The organism is Streptomyces armeniacus (genome assembly GCF_003355155.1).
Taxonomy (GTDB): Bacteria; Actinomycetota; Actinomycetes; order Streptomycetales; family Streptomycetaceae; genus Streptomyces; species Streptomyces armeniacus.
In genome coordinates this window covers 3522282-3542398 of sequence record NZ_CP031320.1, presented here as the reverse complement: position 1 = coordinate 3542398, position 20117 = coordinate 3522282, and the positions used below count along the sequence as shown (strand labels likewise).

Here is a 20117-nt window from a genome sequence, read left to right as displayed (position 1 = left end):
GACATCTCACTACGGTCCCCCGCGAAATCGATTGCACCCGCCGCCCCCACATGGCGGGAGCCGTCGGTACGCCAGCAGGACGGCGTCTCCAGCGCCGTTCTGACCCCCACCTGGAAGGAAGACACCCATGTCGCGAATGTCGCGGACCAAGCACGGAAAGCGCACGAGACGAGGGCTGGTCGGGCTCGCGGGCGGTCTGCTCGTACTCGGGAGCCTGTCCGTGACGGCGTACGCCGGAGGGTCCGACCCGCAGCCCTCGCCGTCGGCGTCGGCGCAGGACTCACGGCACAAGTCGAACGCCGAACTCCTCGCCGCCTGTGAGGTGCCGCCGGAGCACGACCCGGCGATCATCAACACCGTGCACCAGGTCGCCCTCGACCACCAGGTCACCCCCAAGGTGATGCTGGCCGCGTTCGAGGCGGGCTGGGTCGAGTCCCACATGCACAACCTCAACTGCGGCGACCGGGACTCCCTCGGCGTCTTCCAGCAGCGCCCGAGCGCGGGCTGGGGCACGCCGGAGCAGATCCTGGACCCGGTCTACGCGACGACCAAGTTCCTCGAACAGGCCATCCCCAACGACCGGAACAACCCCGGCTTCACCGCCGGTCAGCTGGCACAGAGCGTCCAGCGGTCCGCCTACCCCGAGCGCTACGACCAGAGCGAGGCCAAGGCTCGGGAACTGATCGCCCTCGCTGAGCAGACAGCGAAGTCGGGCTCGTCTGACTGAGCGACAGCTACGCGCGTTGCGCTACGCGCGTCGACACCGTTGACGTGCAGCGATGCGCGGTGACGTGCCGTACCGTCCTGTGCCCGCACGCGGGGCGGTACGGCACTTGGGCCCGACGGCCCGACGGCCCAACGGTCCAACGGCCCAACGGCTCGACGTGCGCGGCCCGGGAGTGGGCGCCAACTCCCCGGCCGCGCACGGCACATGGCGTGGCCGTACGGGCCTGTGGTCGTGCGGCCTGTGGTCGTACGGATTCCGTGGCCGTACGCGCCTGTGGCCGTACGCGCCAGTTGTCTCGACCTCAGGAAGCGGAGCCGCGCACCATCGCGGTGTCACGGTGCCGTTCGAGGAAGTGCCGGAGACCCCTCACCGTCCCGGAAGTCCCCAATTCCGCGCCGGGTTTGGCGGCGAGGCCGGGAATGCCTCCGGCATTGTCCGGCCCGGACGTGTTCTCCGGGCGTGAAAGTGCGATGCCGTCCGGGCCGTCCCGTTCCGTCGTGACGAATTCCGCGACACCGGTGAGGTTCATTCTGGTGACTCCACCCACGGCCCGTACGGCCCCGGAGCACGCGCCTGCCCGTGACCTGGACTTCGCGGACGGCCAGCGCCTCACTCTCGGCGGCACCACGATCCGGCTCCACCACACCCCGGGCCACACGCCGGGCACGGTCTCGCCGGTCATCCCCGTACGGGCGGGCCGCGCGCGCCACACGGCGATGCTCTGGGGCGGCGCCGACCCGCCCGCCACCCGCCCGGAGCTCCGCACCCACCTGGCGTCACTCCACTCGTTCGGCCACCGCATGCGCCGGTCCGGCGTGGACGTGGAGCTCTCCAACCATCCCAACGATCACGGCCTCGGACGCGCCGCCGCCCTCCGCGCCAACCCGCAGGGCCCTAACCCGTTCATCCTCGGCCGCGCCCGTACGGACCGCTTCATGGGGGTCATGTCGACGATGCTCCAGGCCCGCCTCGCCGCCGCACCGGCCACCGCCGCGTCGCCGTCCGCCTGCTGCTGACGGTACCGCGAGCGTTCTGGGCCGAAGCCGCACGGAGCCGGGCGCGGTGGAGGCCGGCCGGGGTACGAGCGGCTGCCGGGCCGCGTAGGCCGTCATGGCGGCAGCACGCGGCCCGCACCGGCACACCGTGTGCCGATACGGGCCGCCCGATACGGGCCGCATCGGGAAGACGTGAACTTCTGGCGACGGCGGGCTGCATCGCGTCCACCGGATCTGCACGGACCGGGCTTCGGGTGAAGCCGGTCAGGCACGCCGTAGCCGGGCGGCTATGCCGTGGCCGACAACGAGGTAGAGGACGGCGGGCAGGCCGTAATTGAGGACGAGGCGTATGTGCTCGTTCTCCATCGTGAAAATGTCCTGTGACCAGCCCGCGAGCCAGTTGGCCATGTCCTGCACGAACTGCACGAAGACATTGGCCTGATTGGCCTCGAGCAGGGAGAGAACGATCCACAGGACCAGAAAACCGGCGGCAATGTCGGCGATCGTATGGACTACGAGGGCTGTCCGCTTCGATGCCGATTCGTTCGGGGCGCCGCTCTGCCGATGGCTGGCCGGAGCAGGCCCGTTGGGGTAACTCATGACGTTCCAATCTCTGTGGGGCAGACGTCCGGGAAACACGGAGAGCGATCACGTGTGTGCGCGCACGGCTCATTCCGCATTTCCCTCTGCGCCGCGTGCTCCGAAGCCGTTACGTAATCCCGGACGTGGACCCGAGGAGAGCAGTTACGAAAAGTCCACGCGAAATCCACAGGAATGGTGTGACGAAAGTGCTCCCTCGCGGCGCAGAGGGAGGTGCGGCCGATTGGTCAACGGCCGTAAGCGGAGTGGAGAGACGCCCCCCCGGTACTCCTCACTCCTCGCTCCGCAGCGCGGGCGGTCCAGGGTCCGACCACCCGGTCTGCACGGCCCCGTCCGCGCTGCGGGCTCGAACCGGTGCGGTACCGGCCGGTGTGGTACCCGGTCGGCGCGGCTGTCCGGCCGGCGCGGCACCATGGGAACAAAAGAAGCAGGGAAGAGCGCTCAATTCCCGTGGGGGCGGGCACCGTTGGGGTGCGCGCAGTCCGGCCGCACAGTCGGGCCGTGCCCGCCCTGGCGCGCACGTACCGACCTCCCTCGACACACCGAAAGGACCGTTTCGCGATGGCATCGAACGAAAGCGGCGACGCGCCGATTTACGACAACCTCATCGGCGAGCAGGGCGACGTGCTCGCCGAGGCCCGCCAGGCCGCGGAAGAGGCACAGCGCGTCGGAACCAATGTGCTTCCCATAAACGAACGCGGCCGCCGAAAACCCGATACGGGCGCTTTCCCCGACCACCCCCAGTCGAACTCACCGGCCCCGAATTCGGCCCCGCACTCATCGGCCCCGCACTCATCGGCCCGGAACTCTCCGGTCCCGGACTCACCGGCCCCGGATCAGAACACAGGGGCGGAGCCCAACCCCCAACCCCACCCCGCCTCTTCGCCGCCGGGGGGCTTCGACCAGCCCTGGAGCCACTGACGCCCGGCGCACCCGGAGGGCTCCGCGCGACCCGTGGGGCGCCGGCGTGCGGCTGGCATTCTGTGCCGCATGACTTCGTTCATGCCGTGGCTGGACCGTACGTCCCGGGCGTTCTGGCGCGTCAACGGCCGTCCCGTCGACCTGGCGGGACGGCACGGCTGGCTGGCCGCCCCGATGCACGACACCCAGACCATCGGCGACGGCTGGCTGCGCGCCGCCGCGGCGGCGCGTGGCGGCACGGTCCGGGAGGACGACGGCGGCGGCCTGCTGGCCGACATGTCGTCGCTCGACGGGCCGGACTTCAAGGCCTCCGCCCTGCGCCCCGAGATCCGTGACTTCTACGAGCACACCTCCGACTGGCGCATGGAGGTGTGGGCCCAGTGGAGCGCCCTGTTCCGGCCCGGCGGCGAGCTCGTCTCACGGTTCTTCGGGCGCCGGGTGCAACAACTCGCCCTGCCGATGCGGCCACTCGACGTCGCCCACGGCATGGACAGCAGGGTGGCCACGATCGTGGGTCCCGACGGCGAACAGCTGGCCGCGGGCTGGATGCGGAAACTGCGCGCCACAGGGGAGTACGTCTACAGCGGCTGCTACGCGCCCCGTACACTGCCGCACTCCCCGCAGCCGAGCGTCCACGTGGCCTTCCCCCTCGAAGCGGGCAACGTCCAGGTGTTCCTGCGCCCACGCGCCACGCGCGACGGCGCACTGGAACTGACCTCTCCCGCAGGCGCCTTCGGCGACAACGGCGCGTACGTGGTGGTGGCACACGACGGCCGCGCGCACGCGGCCCGTGTGCCGATCCACGAGACGTTCCGCGTCTACACGGACAGCGAGGGCACACTCCGCACCGACCACGTACTCCGCCTCTGGTCCGCCACGGCGGTCCGCCTCCACTACAAACTGACCCGGGCCAGGACTCACTCGTGACTCTGCAAGCCCCGTTCTGGCTCACGAACATGGCGACCGTGCCGGCTCCCGCCAACAGCACCCCTGTAGCGGCGGAGCCCGCTTGCCGCCGCTGGGACAAGTCAGTGGTCAAGGCGGGTGTCCGTGGCGTACTCGAGGAGGTTCGCGAAGCGCAGCCATGCGGCCAGGTAGCCGTTCAGCGGTGCGTAGCCCGGACGCATATGACGGCGGATGCCGTGGATGGTTTCGGCCAGTGTCTCGCGTGACGGGCCGTCGAGGTGGCCGAGGCCGCTGAGGTACGAGGACGCGCACGCGTGGAGAGAGGTGTGCAGGTCGGCGAGTTGACGAGCGTGGCTGTCGCTGTAGAGCGTCCCGTCGGGGTAGGGGGACCGCCGGAACGAGGCGTGGTGGTTCGCCACCGCAGCGATGAGTCCCGGACGGGAGGGTGCCGTGTCGCTCGGCCAGCGTGGCCGGCTCCAGCCTTCCGTGTCGGTGCTCCGAGGGGTTCGGCGGCCGGCCGCCTTCTCCGTGCGACGGCGAGCGGCGAAGGCCGCCAGCTCATTGAGCCGGACCGCGCGGCTGGCCTCCAGGGTGTCCAGTGCCCGTAGGAGAGCCGAAGGATCTCTGCGCAGGTCGGGGGAGGGGCACGCGGTCGCCGAGAGGTACGCCCATGTGGCGTTGAAGCCGAGCGGGCAGTAGTGCCCGACGGCACACCTCAGTGCTGTGTACCGCCGGGCGAAAGGCAGTTGTCCGTCGCGGACCCTGCGCGCGTACGTTCCGAAGCCCACGCGGTGATTGTCACCCTTCGGCCGAGGCCACGCCCACCGGGCAGGAGACGCCCTCTTCGGTGTGCTGCAGGAGATCGTTGCGCAGTAACATCGCACAACATCCAACGAGGAAGGGCGAACTCACGTGGTGGACATGAAAGCGGCCGCGCGCAAGGTCTTCGACACATACGACCTTGATGGCGACGGGCAGATAACCGCCAAGGAGTACCAGCAGGTCGTCGCCGAGCTGCGCGGCGAGCACCTCACCGACGAGCAGGCGCAGCAGTTCATCGACGTACTCGACACGGACGGCGACGGCACGATGTCGTTCGAGGAGTTCTGGGCCCCGATGCAGGACAGCGCGGACTGAAGGCAGCGCGGACTGACAACGGGCGACCGGTCACCCCACGCGCGGTGCCGGGGCGGTGGCGGAGGCCCACTTCAGCAGCCTTGCGGGCCTTACGGTGTGAGAGCTACGTGACGGTGGGCGTCCGCGCACCGAATCGGGATCGATCCGCTGGCGAACAGCTCGCCGCGGACCGTGCGATGGGCGGGATCGAATCCCGCGCTCATCCTTCCGCGGGCGCCACGCCCACCGGGCAGGAGACGCCCGTGCCGCCGATGCTGCATGTAACCCGGCCGGGTCAGAGAACAGCAGACGTTGGCGCTCGTGATGCTCAACTCCTGTCCACTGAGGCATGGTTGTCGACGCCGTTCACAGGTCCGTGAAGGGCGGGATGATCCGTACGATGACGATCAGGCTGTCTCGTGGGGCGACGAGGAAGTAGAACCATCCTCCTGCCGCGTCCATGCGTCTTAGGCCGCCGGGGCGAGGTGCATTGCCGAAGTCGCTTACATCGACGCCCATCACGGCTAAGTCGACGAGTTGCCCGGCTAGGCGTTCCACCTCCGCCACGACGTGTTCGGGTACCCCGCCGGCAACGTGCGCATGGTCGGGGTCGTACTCCCAGCGCCAGTCGGCGCTCACCGCGGGTGCAGCGCGAGTGCGGTGTGGGCCTGGTCGAGGATGCGGCCGATCTCAGCTGCCGCCTGCCGTGCCTGCTGCGCGTCGCCGGCGTCTGCGAGGTCTTCCCACCGCCGGAACTCCCCGGCGAGTTCCGGCTGCCGCTGAATGTGCACGTAGACGGACCATTGGGCGATGAAGCGCTGTAGCGGAGCGAGGTCGGCGCCCTGCCGGGACTGGTCCGCCGCCTGGTCGAGTTCGCGTGTGTAGGCCGGGAGCGCGGCAGGCGCGATCTGGGCCAGGGCCTGACGTAGGCCGGACACGGTGGCGGGCGGCTGGGGGACGAGTGGCTGCCCAGCGGCGGAGGTCGTCATGGCTGCTCCCATGGATGAGAGTGTGATGCCTGGGTTCAGCGTAGCGAGTGGGATCAGCCTACGGTCGCCCGAAAGGGCGATGAGGTAGCCGCCCGCTGCCCGGGGCGCTGCTAGCCGTCTGCCGGAGCGATCCCCGTCGGGCACGAACCGCCCTCGGACAGGTCACTTAGCTTGACGCCCGTGCCGCCGATGCCGCAGTAGCCCGCGGGGTTCTTCTCGAGGTACTGCTGGTGGTACGGCTCCGCCGGGTAGAAGGGGCGGGGGGCGGCCGGGAGGATTTCTGTGGTGATCTCGCCGTAGCCCGAGGTCGCGAGGACCTTCTGGTACGCGTCGCGGGAGGCTTCCGCGGCGGACTGCTGGGCCGGGGTGTGGGTGTGGATCGCCGAGCGGTACTGGGTGCCGACGTCGTTGCCCTGGCGGAAGCCCTGGGTGGGGTCGTGGGACTCCCAGAACAGCTTCAGCAGCGACTCGTACGAGACCTTCGACGGGTCGTAGACGACGCGGACCGCCTCGGTGTGGCCGGTGAGGCCCGAGCAGACCTCCTCGTATGTGGGGTGCTCGGTGTGGCCGCCCTGGTAGCCCGCGAGGGTCGTCCAGACGCCGTCCGTCTGCCAGAACTTGCGCTCGGCGCCCCAGAAGCAGCCCAGCCCGAAGTCGGCGGTTTCCAGGCCCTCGGGGTACGGGCCGAGCAGCGCGTTGCCCAGGACCGTGTGGCGGTCCGGGACCGTGTACGTCGGGGCGGGGCGGCCCGGCAGGGCCTCGTCGGGGGTCGGGAGGTGGCTCTTGTGGCGACCGAAGATCATGAGGGCTCCAGGGGAGGGGCGTGCGGACATGGAGCAGCGTCCGTAGAACGTGTACGGCGCGCGTCGAATTCCCCCGGGGGCGTGACCCGGCGGCGGCCCGTGCCCGTACCGGCGGCCCTTCGGACAGGAGGACCGCCGGGAACGGTCATTCCGCGCGTTCCTCCGTGTCCGCCGGGCGGGCAGGGGACGGGACCGGCGCCTTGTCCGACGCTTCACGGCCGGACTCGCCGTCCGCTGCCGCCGGCCGGCCGGACGCCTTGCGGGGCTCCTCCGGAGCCTCCTCGAAGTCGACCCGCTTCATGTGCTTCGTCATCGACTTCATCAGCATCCACACCGCGAGACCGATGACCGCGAAGACGAGGAAGCCAAGGACGCCCGGCGTCACCTTGTTCTCGTCCAGCTCCTTCGCCAGCGGAAGGAGCTGGACCGCGCTGCTCTGCGTCGCACTCATACGTCAATTCTCGCGGATGCCCGCGAAGAGGTCGTCCTCGGGGAGGGACGTGTCCACGAGCGACTTCGCGAGCTCGTACTCCTCCGTCGGCCAGATCTCCTTCTGCACCTCGAGCGGGACCCGGAACCAGCCGCCGTCGGGGTCGATCTGGGTGGCGTGCGCGATCAGCGCCTTGTCGCGGATCTCGAAGAACTCGGCGCACGGGATGTACGTGGTGAGGGTGCGCTCCTTCGTCTGGATCTTCTTCCAGCGCTCCAGCCACTCCCCGTACGGCGACTCCATGCCGCGGGCCAGCAGCCCTTCGTGCAGCGCGACCGTACGGGGACGGTTGAAGCCCTGGTTGTAGTAGAGCTTCTGGGGCTGCCAGGCGGGGCCGGCGTCGGGGTAGCGCTCGGGGTCGCCCGCCGCGTCGAAGGCGGCCACCGAGATCTTGTACGTCATGATGTGGTCCGGGTGCGGATAGCCGCCGTTCTCGTCGTACGTGGTGATGACCTGCGGCTTGAACTCGCGGATCAGCTTCACCAGCGCCTCCGCCGCCACGTCCACGTCCTGGAGGGCGAAGCAGCCCTCCGGCAGCGGCGGCAGCGGGTCGCCTTCGGGGAGACCGGAGTCGACGAAGCCCAGCCAGGCCTGCTTGACGCCGAGGATCTCGCGGGCCTCGTCCATCTCCTTCTTGCGTACTTCGTGGATGTGCTCCTCGATATAAGGATCGCCCTGGAGCTTGGGGTTGAGGATGGAGCCGCGCTCACCGCCCGTGCAGGTCGCGACCAGCACGTCCACCCCCTCGGACACGTACTTCGCCATGGTCGCGGCACCCTTGCTCGACTCGTCGTCGGGGTGCGCGTGCACGGCCATCAGTCGCAGCTGTTCAGTCAAGACTCGATCCTCGTCATCTCGTCACTTCGGACGGCTTCTATAGTGACCGAACCAGCACCCTGGTCTATTCCCGCCCCAACCGAAAGAACAGGACATGGTTGCAGTGCAGCAGAGGCCGCCCGAGGGCCGCTACGGGCGCTCCGCGGACGCCCGTGCGGACCGTACGCTGAAGACCGTGGGCTTCGTGCTGGGCGCCGTGCTGCTGGCGGTGGTCGGCTGGTTCGGATTCTCCTATGTCTCGGGCACGGATGTCAGCGGCGAGCTGATCAAGTTCAAGGTGGTCTCGGACGAGTCGGTCGAGGCCCATCTCGAGATCCGGAAGGACGCGGACGCGCACGGGGTGTGCACGCTGCGTGCGATGGACAAGGAGGACGCCGAGGTCGGACGGAAGGACGTACGGGTCGACTCGGCGGAGAGCCGGATCGACACGGTGGTCACGATGCGTACGACCGGGCGGGCGGCCAGTGTCGAACTGGTCAACTGCGATACGGCACAGGGCGGCTGAGGCCGCGCTCGCGCACGCTTCGCGCACACTTCCTGCACCGCTCGCGTATGGTGCGCACCGGCGCGCGTACGGCTGGCACGGCTCGTACGGCGCCCGCGGTGCGCAAGCCGCGCAACCGCCGGGCCCGGGACCGTCGGTGACGAGAAGTGACCGGACCCTGACTTTCTGTTTCTCCTTCTTCCCTTTTCCGCCGTAATTGTTAGGCTCGTAGTTTCCGCCCGCCCACCAAGGCGCAGCCTGTTGGGTAGGGCGTTGCTTTATATCCCAGCACCGACGAGGAGCGACCTGTGACCCAGACCAGCGACAGCGTCACCTGGCTGACCCAGGAGGCGTACGACCAGCTCAAGGCCGAGCTGGAGTACCTGTCGGGTCCTGCACGCACCGAGATCGCCAAGAAGATCGAGGCGGCTCGTGAGGAGGGCGACCTCCGGGAGAACGGCGGGTACCACGCGGCCAAGGAGGAGCAGGGCAAGCAGGAGCTGCGCGTACGGCAGCTGACGCAGCTGCTCGAGACGGCGAAGGTGGGAGAGGCTCCCGCCGATACCGGGGTGGTCGCGCCCGGCATGGTCGTGACGATCGCCTTCGACGGCGACGAGGACGACACGCTGACCTTCCTCCTGGCCTCGCGCGAGTACGCGAGCTCGGACATCGAGACCTACTCCCCGCAGTCCCCCCTGGGCGGCGGCGTGAACGGGAAGAAGGTCGGCACCGACGTCGAGTACGAGCTGCCGAACGGCAAGATGGCCTCGGTGCGCATCCTGGAGGCCAAGCCCTACCAGGGTTGACCGCACGACGTGGACGACGGGCCGGGCGCAGCACGCGCCCGGCCCCGCTGCTTGCCCCGGCCGACGCCCGATCTGTCGCCGTCGGCCGGCGGCTCAGGCGGTCGCGGACTTGTACTTGCGGACCGCGAGCGTACGGAACAGCGCGATGATCACGACCGACCAGAGCAGCGAGGCCAGCACGGGGTGCTGCATCGGCCAGGCGTCCGGCGTCGGATACCCCGGCGGTATGTTCCCGAACAGCTCGCGGGACGCCTGCACGGTGGCACTGAACGGGTTCCACTCGGCGACGTGCTGGAGCAGGGACGGCATGTTCTGGGAGGGCACGAAGGCGTTCGAGATGAACGTCAGCGGGAACAGCCAGACCAGCCCGCCCGAGGTCGCGGCCTCCGGCGAACGGACGGACAGGCCGATCAGCGCGCCGATCCAGGTGAACGCGTAGCCCAGGAGGAGCAGCAGGGCGAAGCCCGCGAGGACCTTGAGGAGGTTCTCGTGCGTACGCCAGCCGACCAGCACCGCGACGAGCGCCAGCACGACGAGGGTGAGCGCCGTCTGCACCATGTCGGCGAGGGTTCGCCCGGTGAGCACCGCGCCGCGGGCCATGGGCAGGGAACGGAACCGGTCGACGAGGCCCTTGTGCATGTCCTCGGCGATGCCCGCGCCGGCGCCCGCCGTGGCGAAGGTGACGGTCTGCGCGAAGATGCCGCCCATCAGGAACTCGCGGTACGCCCCCGCGTCTATGCCTGCGCCGGGGAGGTTGATGGAGCCGCCGAAGACGTAGCTGAACAGCACCACGAACATGATCGGCTGGATCAGCCCGAAGATGACGACCTCAGGGATGCGCAGCATCCGGATGAGGTTCCGCTTGGCGATGATCAGGGAGTCCGAGACGGACTGCCTGATGCCGCCCTTGGCGAGCGGGGCGGCCGGCGCGACGATCGTGCCTTCCGTGGTGGTCACTTCGCGGTCTCCTTCGCGCCCGTGCCGTCCTGGCCGGTGCCGGTGCCGGTGCCCGCGCCTGTCCCTGCCCCTGCGCCCGCGTCCGGGGCGCCGTTCGTCTCGCTCACCTCGGCCACGTGGCCGGTCAGGGAGAGGAAGACGTCGTCGAGGGTGGGGCGGCGCAGTCCGATGTCGTCTATCTCCACGCCCCTGGCGTCGAGTTCGCGGATGACCTCCGCGAGCAGCTTCGCGCCGCCGGTCACCGGGACGGTGATCTTCCGGGTGTGCTCCTCGACCACCGACTCGCCCTTGCCGAAGCCCTCCAGCACGCCCCGTGCCGTCGCGATGTGCTCCCGCTCGTGCACGACGACCTCGACGCGCTCGCCGCCCGTACGCGCCTTGAGCTGGTCGGAGGTGCCGCGGGCGATGACCTTGCCGTGGTCGACGACCGCGATGTCGTGCGCCAGCCGGTCGGCCTCCTCGAGATACTGCGTGGTGAGCAGGAGGGTCGTGCCGCCGGAGACCAACTCCTCGATCACGACCCACAGTTCCTGCCGGTTGCGCGGGTCGAGACCGGTGGTCGGCTCGTCCATGAACATCACCGGCGGGCTGACGACCAGCGCCGCGGCGAGGTCGAGGCGGCGGCGCATGCCGCCCGAGTACGTCTTCGCCGTACGGTCCGCGGCGTCCGCGAGGTGGAAGCGCTCCAGCAGCGTGGCCGCGCGCTTCTTGGCGTCGCGCGCGGAGAGTTGGTAGAGCTGGCCGACCATCTGCAGGTTCTCCCGGCCGGTCAGATACTCGTCGACAGCGGCGAACTGGCCGGACAGCCCGATGGACCTGCGCACTTCGTTGGGGCGCCTGAGCACGTCGACCCCGGCGACGACGGCCTTGCCGCTGTCCGGCTTGAGCAGCGTGGTCAGCACGCGGACGGCGGTCGTCTTGCCGGCGCCGTTCGGCCCGAGCAGGCCGAGCACGGTGCCCTCGGGGACTTCGAGATCGACGCCGTCCAACGCCTTGACCTCGCCGAACGTCTTGACCAGACCCTCGGCGTAGATGGCGCCTGGCATGTGGCCCCCAATGTCTGGAGTGGTGAGGAAAGGGATTTTACGGACGCCTAATATGTCCGGCATCTGCGGCGCTCGTGGGGTGGCGCCGCCCGCAGATCCACTACTATGCACGACGCGATATATCGCGTCAAGCGACTTGCGACAGTCGCGAAATGTGACTCGCCTGAGTCAGGAATTGTCATGACTGGTCAAGGGTTCGTTTGACCGGAGGTTGGGCGCACCAGGGACGTACCGGGTGGCTGTCGGCCGCGCGTACGAGTGCCCCTTCGGTGGACGCGATACACCTCACGACAGTCGTGAGTCGGGGTGGGCTGTGACTACACGGACGACGGGCATGCCCAGAACAGGAGTCCGCCGGGCGCGGGCTCGTCGTGGCTGAGGGCCGTCCTCAATCGCCGGACGGGCTGGATCGCGTGGCCTGGGCCTTCTCAGCCGATCACCTTGTAGCCCGCCGAGCGCAGCGCGCCGGCCACGTCCGCGCAGTGCTGCGGGCCCTTCGTCTCCAGGCGCAGTTCGACCTCCGCCTCGTCCACGCCGAGCCGGGAGTCGGTGCGTACGTGGCTCACGTCCAGGACGTTCGCGTCCGCCTCGGACAGTTCGTGCAGGAGCGCCGCGAGAGCGCCCGGGCGGTCGGTGAGCCGGAGCCGCAGCGAGAGGTAGCGGCCCGCCGCGGCCATGCCGTGCCGCAGCGTCCGCTGGAGTACGAGCGGGTCGACGTTCCCTCCGGACAGCACCGCCACGACCGGCCCCTCGAACGTGCCGGGAGCGGTGAGCAGCGCGGCCACCGGGCTCGCGCCGGCCGGTTCGACGACCATCTTGGCGCGTTCCAGGCACAGCAGGAGCGCGCTGGACAGCGCGTCCTCGGAGACCGTACGGACCTCGTCCACCAGGTCGTTGATGATCGCGAAGGGCACGTCGCCGGGCCGCCCCACCTTGATCCCGTCGGCCATGGTCGACACGGCGTCCAGTGCCACCGGGGCGCCCGCCGCCAGCGAGGGCGGGTACGCGGCGGCGCCCTCCGCCTGCACGCCCACGATCCGTACGTCCGGGCGCAGTTGCTTGACCGCCACCGCGATGCCGGCCGCCAGCCCGCCGCCGCCGACCCCGACGACGATGGTGCGGACCTCCGGGCACTGCTCGAGGATCTCCAGCCCGACCGTGCCCTGCCCCGCCACCACGTCGGGGTGGTCGAAGGGGTGGATGAACACAGCGCCCGTCTCCCGCGCGTACTCCTGCGCCGCCCGCAGCGTCTCGTCGACGACCTGGCCGTGCAGCCGTACCTGCGCGCCGTAGTCCCGGGTCGCGGCGACCTTCGGCAGCGGGGCGCCGACGGGCATGAACACCGTCGAGCGCACGCCGAGCAGCGAGGCCGCGAGGGCGACGCCCTGCGCGTGGTTGCCGGCGCTCGCCGCGACGACGCCGCGCGCGCGTTCCTCCGCGGGCATGGCGGCGATGCGGACGTACGCGCCGCGCAGCTTGAACGAGCCCGTGCGCTGGAGGTTCTCGCACTTCAGCTGGACCGGGGAGCCGACCAGGGCGGTGAGGTGGCGGCTGCCCTCCAGGGCCGTGGAGCGGGCGACGCCGGACAGCGTCTTCTGGGCGTTGCGGACGTCGTCCACGGATACGGCGAGAGGGGCGAGAGGGGCGGGGGAAGTGCCGGGGTCCCCGCCGGGGCTGTCAACCATGCCGCCAGTCTCGCGCACCATCCCCGGGAGTGCGTGCGGTGAGGGTGCGTACGGGAGCGCGCCGCCCCGCGCCCGCCCCGGGCCCCGCCGCGCGCCGGGCACGTGCCGCACCCGCCCGCGTACGCACCGTGCCGGGGCGCGTACGGGCGGCGCCGCCGCGTACGGCGGTCGTGCGCGGCGGCAGCGCGGCCCCGTACGGCGGACGCTGCGGGTTCTTGCAGGGCGCTACGCCGCGGCGGCCGGGGCGCGTACCCTGTGCCCCACACTTCGGTCGTACGTACTTGGAACTTCCAAAGAAGCGAGCATCCCGGCCATGCCCACGCACCCGGACATGACGACAGACCTTCCCGACAACGACTCCGCTGTCCCCGATGCGGAGATCTCCGAACCACCCGTACTCGACGCCCTGCAGCACCAGGTCGCCGTCTTCGCGCGGCGCGCGGAGCAGACCCGCCTCGGCGGCGTCGGACAGGCCCGCAACTCCATGGACCGCGCCGCGTACCTGCTGCTCAACCGGCTCGACCTGGAAGGCCCCATGGGCGTCAAGGCACTCGCCGCCGGCATGGGGATCGACTCCTCGACCGTCACCCGGCAGGTCGCCCCGCTTGTGGACTCCGGCCTGGTCAAACGCACTTCACACCCCGAGGACGGCCGCGCCGTCGTCCTGCAGCTCTCGCCGCGCGGCATGGCGCGTCTGGAGCAGGTGCGGTCCTCGCGGCGCGAGCTGATGGAACTGCTCACGGACGGCTGGTCCGAGGAGGAACGCACCGTCTTCTGCACGCTGCTCACCCGCTTCAACATGGCGCTGCACGGCGCGCAGAACGCGGACCAGGTGACTCCCGGCTCTTGATTTGATCACTGTGCCTGCCGTCCCATGACAGATGGGGGTAGGTACCGTGCGGATGCCGCAGGCAGGACACGATCCCCGCCGGGCCCGCGACTTCGAGGCGTTCGTCGCAGGCGCGGGCGGACGGCTGCTGCATGCCGCCACCCTGCTCACCGGGGAGCGCTCCGGCGCCGCACCGGCCGCCGAGCGGCTGCTGATCGGCGCGCTGGCCCGTACGTACGCGGGCTGGGACCGGCTGCGCGGCGAGGACCCGTACGACCGCACCCGGCAGGAGCTCGCCGCACGCTTCGCGCGCACCGCCTGGCGCCACCGCAGGCCGCGCGGCGGACTGCTGGACCGGCTGCCGCCGCAGGAGCGGCTCGTACTGGTGCTGCGGCTGTACGAGGGGGTGGCCGAGGAGCAGGTCGCGGCGGCGCTCGGGCTGCCGGTCGAGCGCGTACGCGCGCTGTGCCGGCGCGCGGCGGCGGCCATGCGGAGCCGCCCGCCCGCGCGCACCGGCGGTGCCGCGCCCCCGCCGCGGGGACGGGCGCCGCGGCGTACGCCCGCGCGCACGGCGACGGGCACGCAGCGCGAAGTGGAGGGCGCGGCATGAGCGCCCCCGACCGCAAGGAGGACGAGGTCCGCCGCATGCTGGAGCTGCGGCCCGCACCGCTGCCGGTGGACCTGGCGGCCCGCGCGCTCGTCCGCGGCGAGCGGCAGCTGCGCCGGCACAACACGTGGCGCGCCGTGCTCTGGACGGTGCTGCTCGTCGCCGCGATCGCCTTCACCGTCTGGGCGCTGGCGGCGGAGCCGTGGGTGGCGCGGCCCTCGCAGACCACCCCGCCGTCGTACGACTGGTGAGCGCCGTGCGCGCCCAACGCCCCCTCGGCCAGGGCCCGTTCCTGCCCGTTCTCAGCCGCGCGGCGTGCTCCGCGGGCAGGCCGCGGGCACTCGGCGGGGAGATCGCCGGGAGATCGCCGACCGGCGGAATTCGAGGGGATTGCTGGTAATGCGTGATGCACGCTGACACGGCGGGCGCCGATGACCCGCGGAACCACAACGCAGGGGATAGAGCGCATCATGACTGAGATCAGGTCCGTACAGGTCGCGGACGGCGTTTCGTTCTTCGTGCCGCAGGCGGGGGGTGAACAGTTCTCCGAGGTCGGCTTCATCTACAAGGAGATCTTCGAGGACCGGACGTATCTCCGGCACGGGATCAAACTCTCCGACACGTCGCGGATCGTCGACTGCGGTGCCAATGTCGGCCTCTTCACCCTCTTCGTCAAGCAGCAGTTCCCGGGCGCCCAGGTGCTGGCCATGGAGCCGATTCCGCCGATTTACGAGGCGCTGCAGCGGAACCTCGACGCACACGGCGTCAAGGGCGTCGACACCCGCAGGATGGCGCTCGGCCAGCGGAACGAGAAGGTGCACTTCACCTTCTACCCGGCGGTTCCCGGCAACTCGACCCGTTACCCGGAGCAGAAGAAGGTCGGCCAGGAGCTCACCGTCGAGCAGATCGGCCAGGCCGAGGTCGACCGTGTGATGACGGGCCTCGACGTCGAGGCCCAGGTGGACCGGCTCTCCACGGTGCTGCGGGACTGGGCGCCCGGCGAGCAGATCGACCTGCTGAAGATCGACGTCGAGGGCGCCGAACTCGACGTCATGCAGGGCCTGGACGACGAGGACTGGCTCCGCATCGACCAGGCCGTCATCGAGGTCCAGGACCTCGACGGGCGACTTGACACGATCATTGACACGCTTGACGGCAAGGGTTTCTCGGTGGTCGTGGAGCGCGCCGAACTGCCCGAGGTCTACCGCTACTACATGGTGTACGCCACCCGCCAGCCGTGACGTCCCCGGTCCCGCGCCCCCGCTCGGGCGCGGGACGGGCGCACCCGTCGTACGGGCCGTTGTACGGGCCCGTCGTACGGCGTCCCCCCGTCCCGTATCCGTCCCCGTACGGGAGCGGGGGTCACATCCCCGTCGCGCCCACGTAGTTCTCGGCGAGCATCGTGGACGCCGCCGTGGAGCGGCAGATGTACGCCAGTTGGGCAAGCTGCGCCCGCTGCTCGAACTCGGCGCCCTCCCTGCGGTGCAGCAGCCCCGTCATCCAGGACGAGAAGTCCTGCGCGCGCCAGACCCGCCGCAGGCAGGTGTCGGAGTAAGCGGCCAGCGGGCCCTCGTCGCCGTCCGCGTACCAGCTGATCAGCGACTCGCCCAGCAACTGCGCGTCGGAGACGGCCAGGTTGAGGCCCTTCGCGCCGGTCGGCGGCACGATGTGCGCGGCGTCCCCCGCGAGCAGCAGCCGGCCGTGCCGCATGGTGTCGCTGACGAAACTGCGCATCCCGGTGACGCTTTTCTCCGTCACCTCGCCCTCCGTGAGCTGCCAGCCGTCGTCGGTCGAGAGCCGGATGCGGAGTTCCTTCCAGATCCGCTCGTCCGGCCACTCGGCGAGGTCGGTGTCCGGCGCCACCTGGAGGTAGAAGCGGCTGACCGACGGCGAACGCATGCTGTGCATCGCGAAGCCGCGGTCGTGCCGTGCGTAGATCAACTCGTCGGAGGACGGCGGCACCGCGGCCAGGATGCCGAGCCAGGCGAACGGGTAGTCGCGCTCGTACGAACGCGACTGCGGCGGCCTGCACACCCCGTGGAAGCCGTCGCAGCCGGCGACGAAGTCGCAGTGCAGCTCGTGTATTTCGGCTGCTTCTCCTGTTTCGCCGCCCCGCCGGTAGTGGATCACCGGTGTGGCCGTGTCCGTGCCGGTGACCTCCGTGACGGTGGCCTCGAACTCCACCGTCTCGCCCGCCGCCCGGCGTGCGTCGATGAGGTCGGCGACGACCTCCTGCTGCCCGTACACGGTGATGGACTCACCGGTCAGCTCGTCCATCGCGATCCGGTGGCCGCGCCCGCCGAACCGCAGCTCGAACCCGCCGTGCACGAGGCCCTCGCGCAGCATCCGGTCGCCCGCGCCGACTGCCTTCAGGGCGCGTACGGTGCCCGGTTCCAGTACGCCGGCCCGGACGCGCGCCCGTACGTACGCCTCGTCCTGCCGTTCCAGGACGACCGTGTCGATGCCCTGCCGGTGCAACAGCTGCGCCAGCAGCAGACCGGCCGGGCCGGCTCCGACGATGCCCACCTGGGTGCGCGTACGCATGTGGTCTGGCTCCCCTTCTCCGGCTCTCCGGCCTTTTCGGTACCGTACGGCGGCGTTTACGGCACCGTCCACAGGCCTGCGACTTGAGCCCGGCCCTGCCACGTGAGCCCGACCGGCTTGGGATGGCGGTCAGCCGAGGGCTGTGGTCAGGTCGGTGAGCAGGTCGTCCGCCGCCTCGATGCCGACCGACAGCCGTACCAGGTCGGCCGGAACCTCCAGCGCCGAGCCGCTCACCGACGCGTGCGTCATCAGCCCCGGGTGCTCGATCAGCGACTCGACGCCGCCCAGCGACTCGCCCAGCGTGAACAGCCGCGCCCGGTCGCAGACCCGTACGGCCGCCTCCTCGCCGCCCGCGACCCGGAACGACACCATCCCGCCGAACGCCCGCATCTGCTTCGCCGCGACCTCGTGCCCGGGGTGCGAGGGCAGGCCCGGGTAGTAGACCTGGGTGACCGAGGGGTGGCCGGTGAGGAGGTCCACGATGCGGGCGGCGTTCGCGCTGTGCCGGTCCATCCGTACGGCCAGGGTCTTGATGCCGCGCATCACCAGCCAGCAGTCGAACGGCCCCGCCACCGCGCCCATCGCGTTCTGGTGGAAGGCCAGCTGCTCGCCGAGTTCGGCGTCGGAGGTCACCAGGGCGCCGCCGACGACGTCGGAGTGGCCGCCCATGTACTTCGTCGTCGAGTGCACGACGACGTCCGCGCCCAGCGCGAGGGGCTGCTGGAGGTAGGGGCTGGCGAAGGTGTTGTCGACGACGAGCCGCACCCCTGCCGTACGGGCGATGTCCGCGAGCGCGGCGATGTCGGTGATGCCGAGCAGCGGGTTGGATGGGGTCTCGACCCAGATCGCCTTCGTACGGTCGCGCAGCGCCGCCCGTACCGACGCCGGGTCGGAGGTGTCCGCGACGGACCACTCGACGCCCCACTGCTCGACGACCCGCGCGAACAGCCGGAACGTGCCGCCGTACGCGTCGTTGGGGATCACCACGTGATCGCCGGGCCGAAGCAGCGTACGCAGCAGGCAGTCCTCGGCGGCCAGTCCGGACGCGAAGGCGAGCCCGCGGCGGCCGCCCTCCAGCGCGGCCAGGTTCTCCTCCAGGGCGGTACGGGTCGGGTTGCCCGAGCGGCTGTACTCGTAGCCGCCGCGGAGGCCGCCGACACCGTCCTGCTTGTATGTGGACACCTGGTAGATGGGTGTCACGACCGCGCCGGTGGCGGCGTCGGCGGGCTGCCCGGCGTGGATGGCGCGGGTCTCGAAGCTCTGCGGGAAGCTCTGCTCGTTCATGCCGCCACCGTAATGGGCCGTACGGTGGAGGCGAGCCGAGCATGAACCAGAACGTGTCGAGGGCGCGCCGCCCCTGCCGATCCCTGTCCCGGAGAGTCCGCCGCCATGGAAGCCCTGCTGCTGCTGATCGCACTCACCGCCATCTTCGGTGTCCTGGTGGCACCCGCGCTGCGCCGGCGCCGGCTGGCGCGGCAGGGGGCGCACGGGCTGGCGCAGGCGGCGTCGCCCGCGGGGGGTTACGGTTTCGTGCCCGTCGAGCAGCTCGACGTACGGCTGCCGGGCCCCGACCAGCACCTGGTCGACGCGCTGGAGGAGACCCAGCGGACGCAGGACTGGGAGCCGGTCGCCCGGCTGCTCGCGCTGACCGGCGACGAGTGGGAGCTGCGCTGGCAGCGCGTGCTGTCGATCGCGGGTGCGGCGGCGCTGGAGCTGGCGGAGGCGCGGGCGCGGGAGGCGGCGGAGGACGCCGCGCACCCGGAGGACGCGGCGGCGGGTGCGGCGGGCGCCGGTGACGGGGCGGGCATCTCGTTCAGCAAGGCGCACGCCGTGCGGGACGCGGGCTGGCTGCGGGCGTGGCGCGCGGAGCGCCCGGCGGATCCGGGGGGCGCGCAGGTGTACGCGCAGTTCCTGGTGTGGCAGGCGATGGCCGACACCGGCTCGGCGGACCACCGCATCATCCTGGAGGAGGCCCGTACGGTCTGCCGCGACGCGGTGGAGCTGGCACCGGCCGACCCCACCCCGTACGTGACGGAGCTGCACGTGGGCCGCGCGCTGAGCTACCGGAGGGCCGACTTCGAGGCGCTCTGGTCCGAGGTGACCCGGCGCGCGCCGCACCACATGGGCGCGCATCTGGCCGCGTTGCCGTACTGGTCGGCGCGTTGGAGCGGATCGAAGGAGGACGCGGACGCGTTCGCGCGTACGGCCGCGGCGCACGCGCCGGAGGGCACGCTGCTGCCCGCGCTCCCGCTGTTCGCGGTGCTGGAGCATCTGCCCGAGGTGAACGTGGTGCGCGGGCTGTATCAGAGCGCGGAGATCGAAACGGCCATCGAGGCCGCGGAGTTCGCCGTCGACCAGGCCGAGGGCGACCACCCGGTGCGGCCGCACGTGCTGCATCTGCTGGTGTGGTTCCTGGTGCGGGCCGAGCGGTACGCGGAGGCGCTGGACGCGCTGCAGGTGGTGGACGGTTACGTGGGCGCGGTCCCGTGGGTCGACAGCGCCGATCCGGCGGCGGCGTACGCCACTTACCGCGCGCTCGCGATCGCCGGATGGGAGTCCTCCGGCGGTACGGCGATGCTGCCGAACTGATCGTTGCGGCGGCTTGTGTCAGTGTGCTTGTCACACTACCGACGGGGGTCAGAGCGGAACGTACGCTTGATCTTCTTGCGCGGGACATGCCGATACCCCTCGGAGTCACCCCTCAGTGCAATTTGATAACTCAACTTGACTGGTGAATTCCCAGTTCAGGGGAGGGTATTGTCAAGCTGTGACTGC

At 70.6% G+C, this 20117-nt stretch carries 24 protein-coding genes; 11 read left to right on the top strand and 13 right to left on the bottom strand.

Features of this window, described 5'->3' with window-relative positions; genetic code table 11:
- The first annotated feature begins 127 nt into the window (after positions 1 to 127).
- Positions 128 to 727 (top strand): hypothetical protein, encoded by a 600-nt coding sequence (locus DVA86_RS15265; RefSeq protein WP_208878934.1) that lies wholly within the window; start codon positions 128 to 130, stop codon positions 725 to 727.
- Positions 728 to 1028: 301 nt separating this feature from the next.
- Here DVA86_RS15265 and DVA86_RS15260 read toward each other — a convergent pair whose 3' ends face one another.
- Complete coding sequence (locus tag DVA86_RS15260; protein WP_208878933.1) at positions 1029 to 1256, bottom strand: hypothetical protein; 228 nt, start codon at positions 1254 to 1256, stop codon at positions 1029 to 1031.
- Positions 1257 to 1260: 4 nt separating this feature from the next.
- Between DVA86_RS15260 and DVA86_RS15255 the strand changes: the two genes are divergently transcribed.
- Positions 1261 to 1743 (top strand): MBL fold metallo-hydrolase, encoded by a 483-nt coding sequence (locus DVA86_RS15255; protein WP_208878931.1) that lies wholly within the window; start codon positions 1261 to 1263, stop codon positions 1741 to 1743.
- Between the two features lie 243 nt (positions 1744 to 1986).
- Here the strand turns inward: DVA86_RS15255 and DVA86_RS15250 are convergent, their stop codons facing one another.
- Positions 1987 to 2322 carry a hypothetical protein gene (locus DVA86_RS15250; RefSeq protein WP_208878929.1) on the bottom strand — a complete coding sequence of 112 codons (336 nt, stop codon included), beginning with the start codon at positions 2320 to 2322 and terminating at the stop codon, positions 1987 to 1989.
- A 990-nt stretch (positions 2323 to 3312) separates the two neighbouring features.
- Here DVA86_RS15250 and DVA86_RS15245 point away from each other — a divergent pair.
- Positions 3313 to 4170, top strand: coding sequence for a hypothetical protein (locus DVA86_RS15245; RefSeq protein ID WP_208878927.1), 858 nt, complete (start codon positions 3313 to 3315; stop codon positions 4168 to 4170).
- Between the two features lie 101 nt (positions 4171 to 4271).
- Here the strand turns inward: DVA86_RS15245 and DVA86_RS15240 are convergent, their stop codons facing one another.
- Positions 4272 to 4568: a hypothetical protein gene (locus tag DVA86_RS15240; RefSeq protein ID WP_208878926.1), complete on the bottom strand. Its 297-nt coding sequence runs from the start codon at positions 4566 to 4568 to the stop codon at positions 4272 to 4274.
- A gap of 502 nt (positions 4569 to 5070) precedes the next feature.
- Between DVA86_RS15240 and DVA86_RS15235 the strand changes: the two genes are divergently transcribed.
- Entirely contained in the window at positions 5071 to 5286 is a 216-nt protein-coding gene (locus DVA86_RS15235) for an EF-hand domain-containing protein (protein WP_425470985.1), read from the top strand.
- Positions 5287 to 5631: 345 nt separating this feature from the next.
- On the opposite strand, the gene DVA86_RS15230 is transcribed toward DVA86_RS15235, so the two are convergent.
- The 5 genes from DVA86_RS15230 to mca all read right to left on the bottom strand — a co-directional run bounded on the left by DVA86_RS15230 (position 5632) and on the right by mca (position 8384).
- Complete coding sequence (locus tag DVA86_RS15230) at positions 5632 to 5904, bottom strand: hypothetical protein (protein ID WP_208878923.1); 273 nt, start codon at positions 5902 to 5904, stop codon at positions 5632 to 5634.
- Positions 5901 to 6254 carry a hypothetical protein gene (locus DVA86_RS15225; protein WP_208884722.1) on the bottom strand — a complete coding sequence of 118 codons (354 nt, stop codon included), beginning with the start codon at positions 6252 to 6254 and terminating at the stop codon, positions 5901 to 5903. The genes DVA86_RS15230 and DVA86_RS15225 overlap by 4 nt, the downstream gene beginning before the upstream one ends.
- 110 nt (positions 6255 to 6364) lie before the next feature.
- Complete coding sequence (gene msrA, locus DVA86_RS15220; protein WP_208878921.1) at positions 6365 to 7057, bottom strand: peptide-methionine (S)-S-oxide reductase MsrA; 693 nt, start codon at positions 7055 to 7057, stop codon at positions 6365 to 6367.
- Positions 7058 to 7202: 145 nt separating this feature from the next.
- Positions 7203 to 7508 (bottom strand): hypothetical protein, encoded by a 306-nt coding sequence (locus tag DVA86_RS15215; RefSeq protein ID WP_208878919.1) that lies wholly within the window; start codon positions 7506 to 7508, stop codon positions 7203 to 7205.
- Positions 7509 to 7511: 3 nt separating this feature from the next.
- The gene (mca, locus tag DVA86_RS15210) at positions 7512 to 8384 is read right to left on the bottom strand and encodes a mycothiol conjugate amidase Mca (RefSeq protein WP_208878917.1); all 873 of its coding nucleotides are present in this window, start codon (positions 8382 to 8384) and stop codon (positions 7512 to 7514) included.
- 94 nt (positions 8385 to 8478) lie between these two features.
- Here mca and DVA86_RS15205 point away from each other — a divergent pair, with 94 nt between their 5' ends.
- Together DVA86_RS15205 and greA are read left to right on the top strand one after the other, a co-directional pair.
- Positions 8479 to 8889 (top strand): DUF4307 domain-containing protein, encoded by a 411-nt coding sequence (locus DVA86_RS15205; RefSeq protein WP_208878915.1) that lies wholly within the window; start codon positions 8479 to 8481, stop codon positions 8887 to 8889.
- A gap of 287 nt (positions 8890 to 9176) precedes the next feature.
- The gene (gene greA, locus DVA86_RS15200; protein WP_208878913.1) at positions 9177 to 9674 is read left to right on the top strand and encodes a transcription elongation factor GreA; all 498 of its coding nucleotides are present in this window, start codon (positions 9177 to 9179) and stop codon (positions 9672 to 9674) included.
- Between the two features lie 93 nt (positions 9675 to 9767).
- On the opposite strand, the gene DVA86_RS15195 is transcribed toward greA, so the two are convergent.
- The 3 genes from DVA86_RS15195 to ilvA form a co-directional block, all read right to left on the bottom strand.
- Positions 9768 to 10631 carry an ABC transporter permease gene (locus tag DVA86_RS15195; protein WP_281279297.1) on the bottom strand — a complete coding sequence of 288 codons (864 nt, stop codon included), beginning with the start codon at positions 10629 to 10631 and terminating at the stop codon, positions 9768 to 9770.
- The gene (locus DVA86_RS15190; protein ID WP_208878912.1) at positions 10628 to 11677 is read right to left on the bottom strand and encodes an ATP-binding cassette domain-containing protein; all 1050 of its coding nucleotides are present in this window, start codon (positions 11675 to 11677) and stop codon (positions 10628 to 10630) included. The genes DVA86_RS15195 and DVA86_RS15190 overlap by 4 nt, the downstream gene beginning before the upstream one ends.
- A gap of 428 nt (positions 11678 to 12105) precedes the next feature.
- On the bottom strand, positions 12106 to 13362 hold the full coding sequence (gene ilvA / locus DVA86_RS15185; protein ID WP_208878910.1) for a threonine ammonia-lyase: 1257 nt from the start codon (positions 13360 to 13362) through the stop codon (positions 12106 to 12108).
- 313 nt (positions 13363 to 13675) lie between these two features.
- Between ilvA and DVA86_RS15180 the strand changes: the two genes are divergently transcribed.
- The 4 genes from DVA86_RS15180 to DVA86_RS15165 all read left to right on the top strand — a co-directional run bounded on the left by DVA86_RS15180 (position 13676) and on the right by DVA86_RS15165 (position 16039).
- The gene (locus DVA86_RS15180) at positions 13676 to 14212 is read left to right on the top strand and encodes a MarR family winged helix-turn-helix transcriptional regulator (RefSeq protein WP_208878908.1); all 537 of its coding nucleotides are present in this window, start codon (positions 13676 to 13678) and stop codon (positions 14210 to 14212) included.
- Positions 14213 to 14258: 46 nt separating this feature from the next.
- Positions 14259 to 14801 carry a sigma factor-like helix-turn-helix DNA-binding protein gene (locus DVA86_RS15175; protein ID WP_425470834.1) on the top strand — a complete coding sequence of 181 codons (543 nt, stop codon included), beginning with the start codon at positions 14259 to 14261 and terminating at the stop codon, positions 14799 to 14801.
- Positions 14798 to 15049, top strand: a complete 252-nt coding sequence (locus tag DVA86_RS15170; protein ID WP_208878905.1) for a hypothetical protein — start codon at positions 14798 to 14800, stop codon at positions 15047 to 15049. The genes DVA86_RS15175 and DVA86_RS15170 overlap by 4 nt, the downstream gene beginning before the upstream one ends.
- A gap of 219 nt (positions 15050 to 15268) precedes the next feature.
- Positions 15269 to 16039: an FkbM family methyltransferase gene (locus tag DVA86_RS15165; protein WP_208878903.1), complete on the top strand. Its 771-nt coding sequence runs from the start codon at positions 15269 to 15271 to the stop codon at positions 16037 to 16039.
- 121 nt (positions 16040 to 16160) lie between these two features.
- Here the strand turns inward: DVA86_RS15165 and DVA86_RS15160 are convergent, their stop codons facing one another.
- Positions 16161 to 17342: a 4-hydroxybenzoate 3-monooxygenase gene (locus tag DVA86_RS15160; RefSeq protein WP_208878901.1), complete on the bottom strand. Its 1182-nt coding sequence runs from the start codon at positions 17340 to 17342 to the stop codon at positions 16161 to 16163.
- Between the two features lie 129 nt (positions 17343 to 17471).
- Positions 17472 to 18626 carry a cystathionine gamma-synthase gene (locus tag DVA86_RS15155; RefSeq protein WP_208878896.1) on the bottom strand — a complete coding sequence of 385 codons (1155 nt, stop codon included), beginning with the start codon at positions 18624 to 18626 and terminating at the stop codon, positions 17472 to 17474.
- A 105-nt stretch (positions 18627 to 18731) separates the two neighbouring features.
- Between DVA86_RS15155 and DVA86_RS15150 the strand changes: the two genes are divergently transcribed.
- Positions 18732 to 19931, top strand: coding sequence for a hypothetical protein (locus tag DVA86_RS15150; protein WP_208878895.1), 1200 nt, complete (start codon positions 18732 to 18734; stop codon positions 19929 to 19931).
- Positions 19932 to 20117 lie beyond the last annotated feature (186 nt).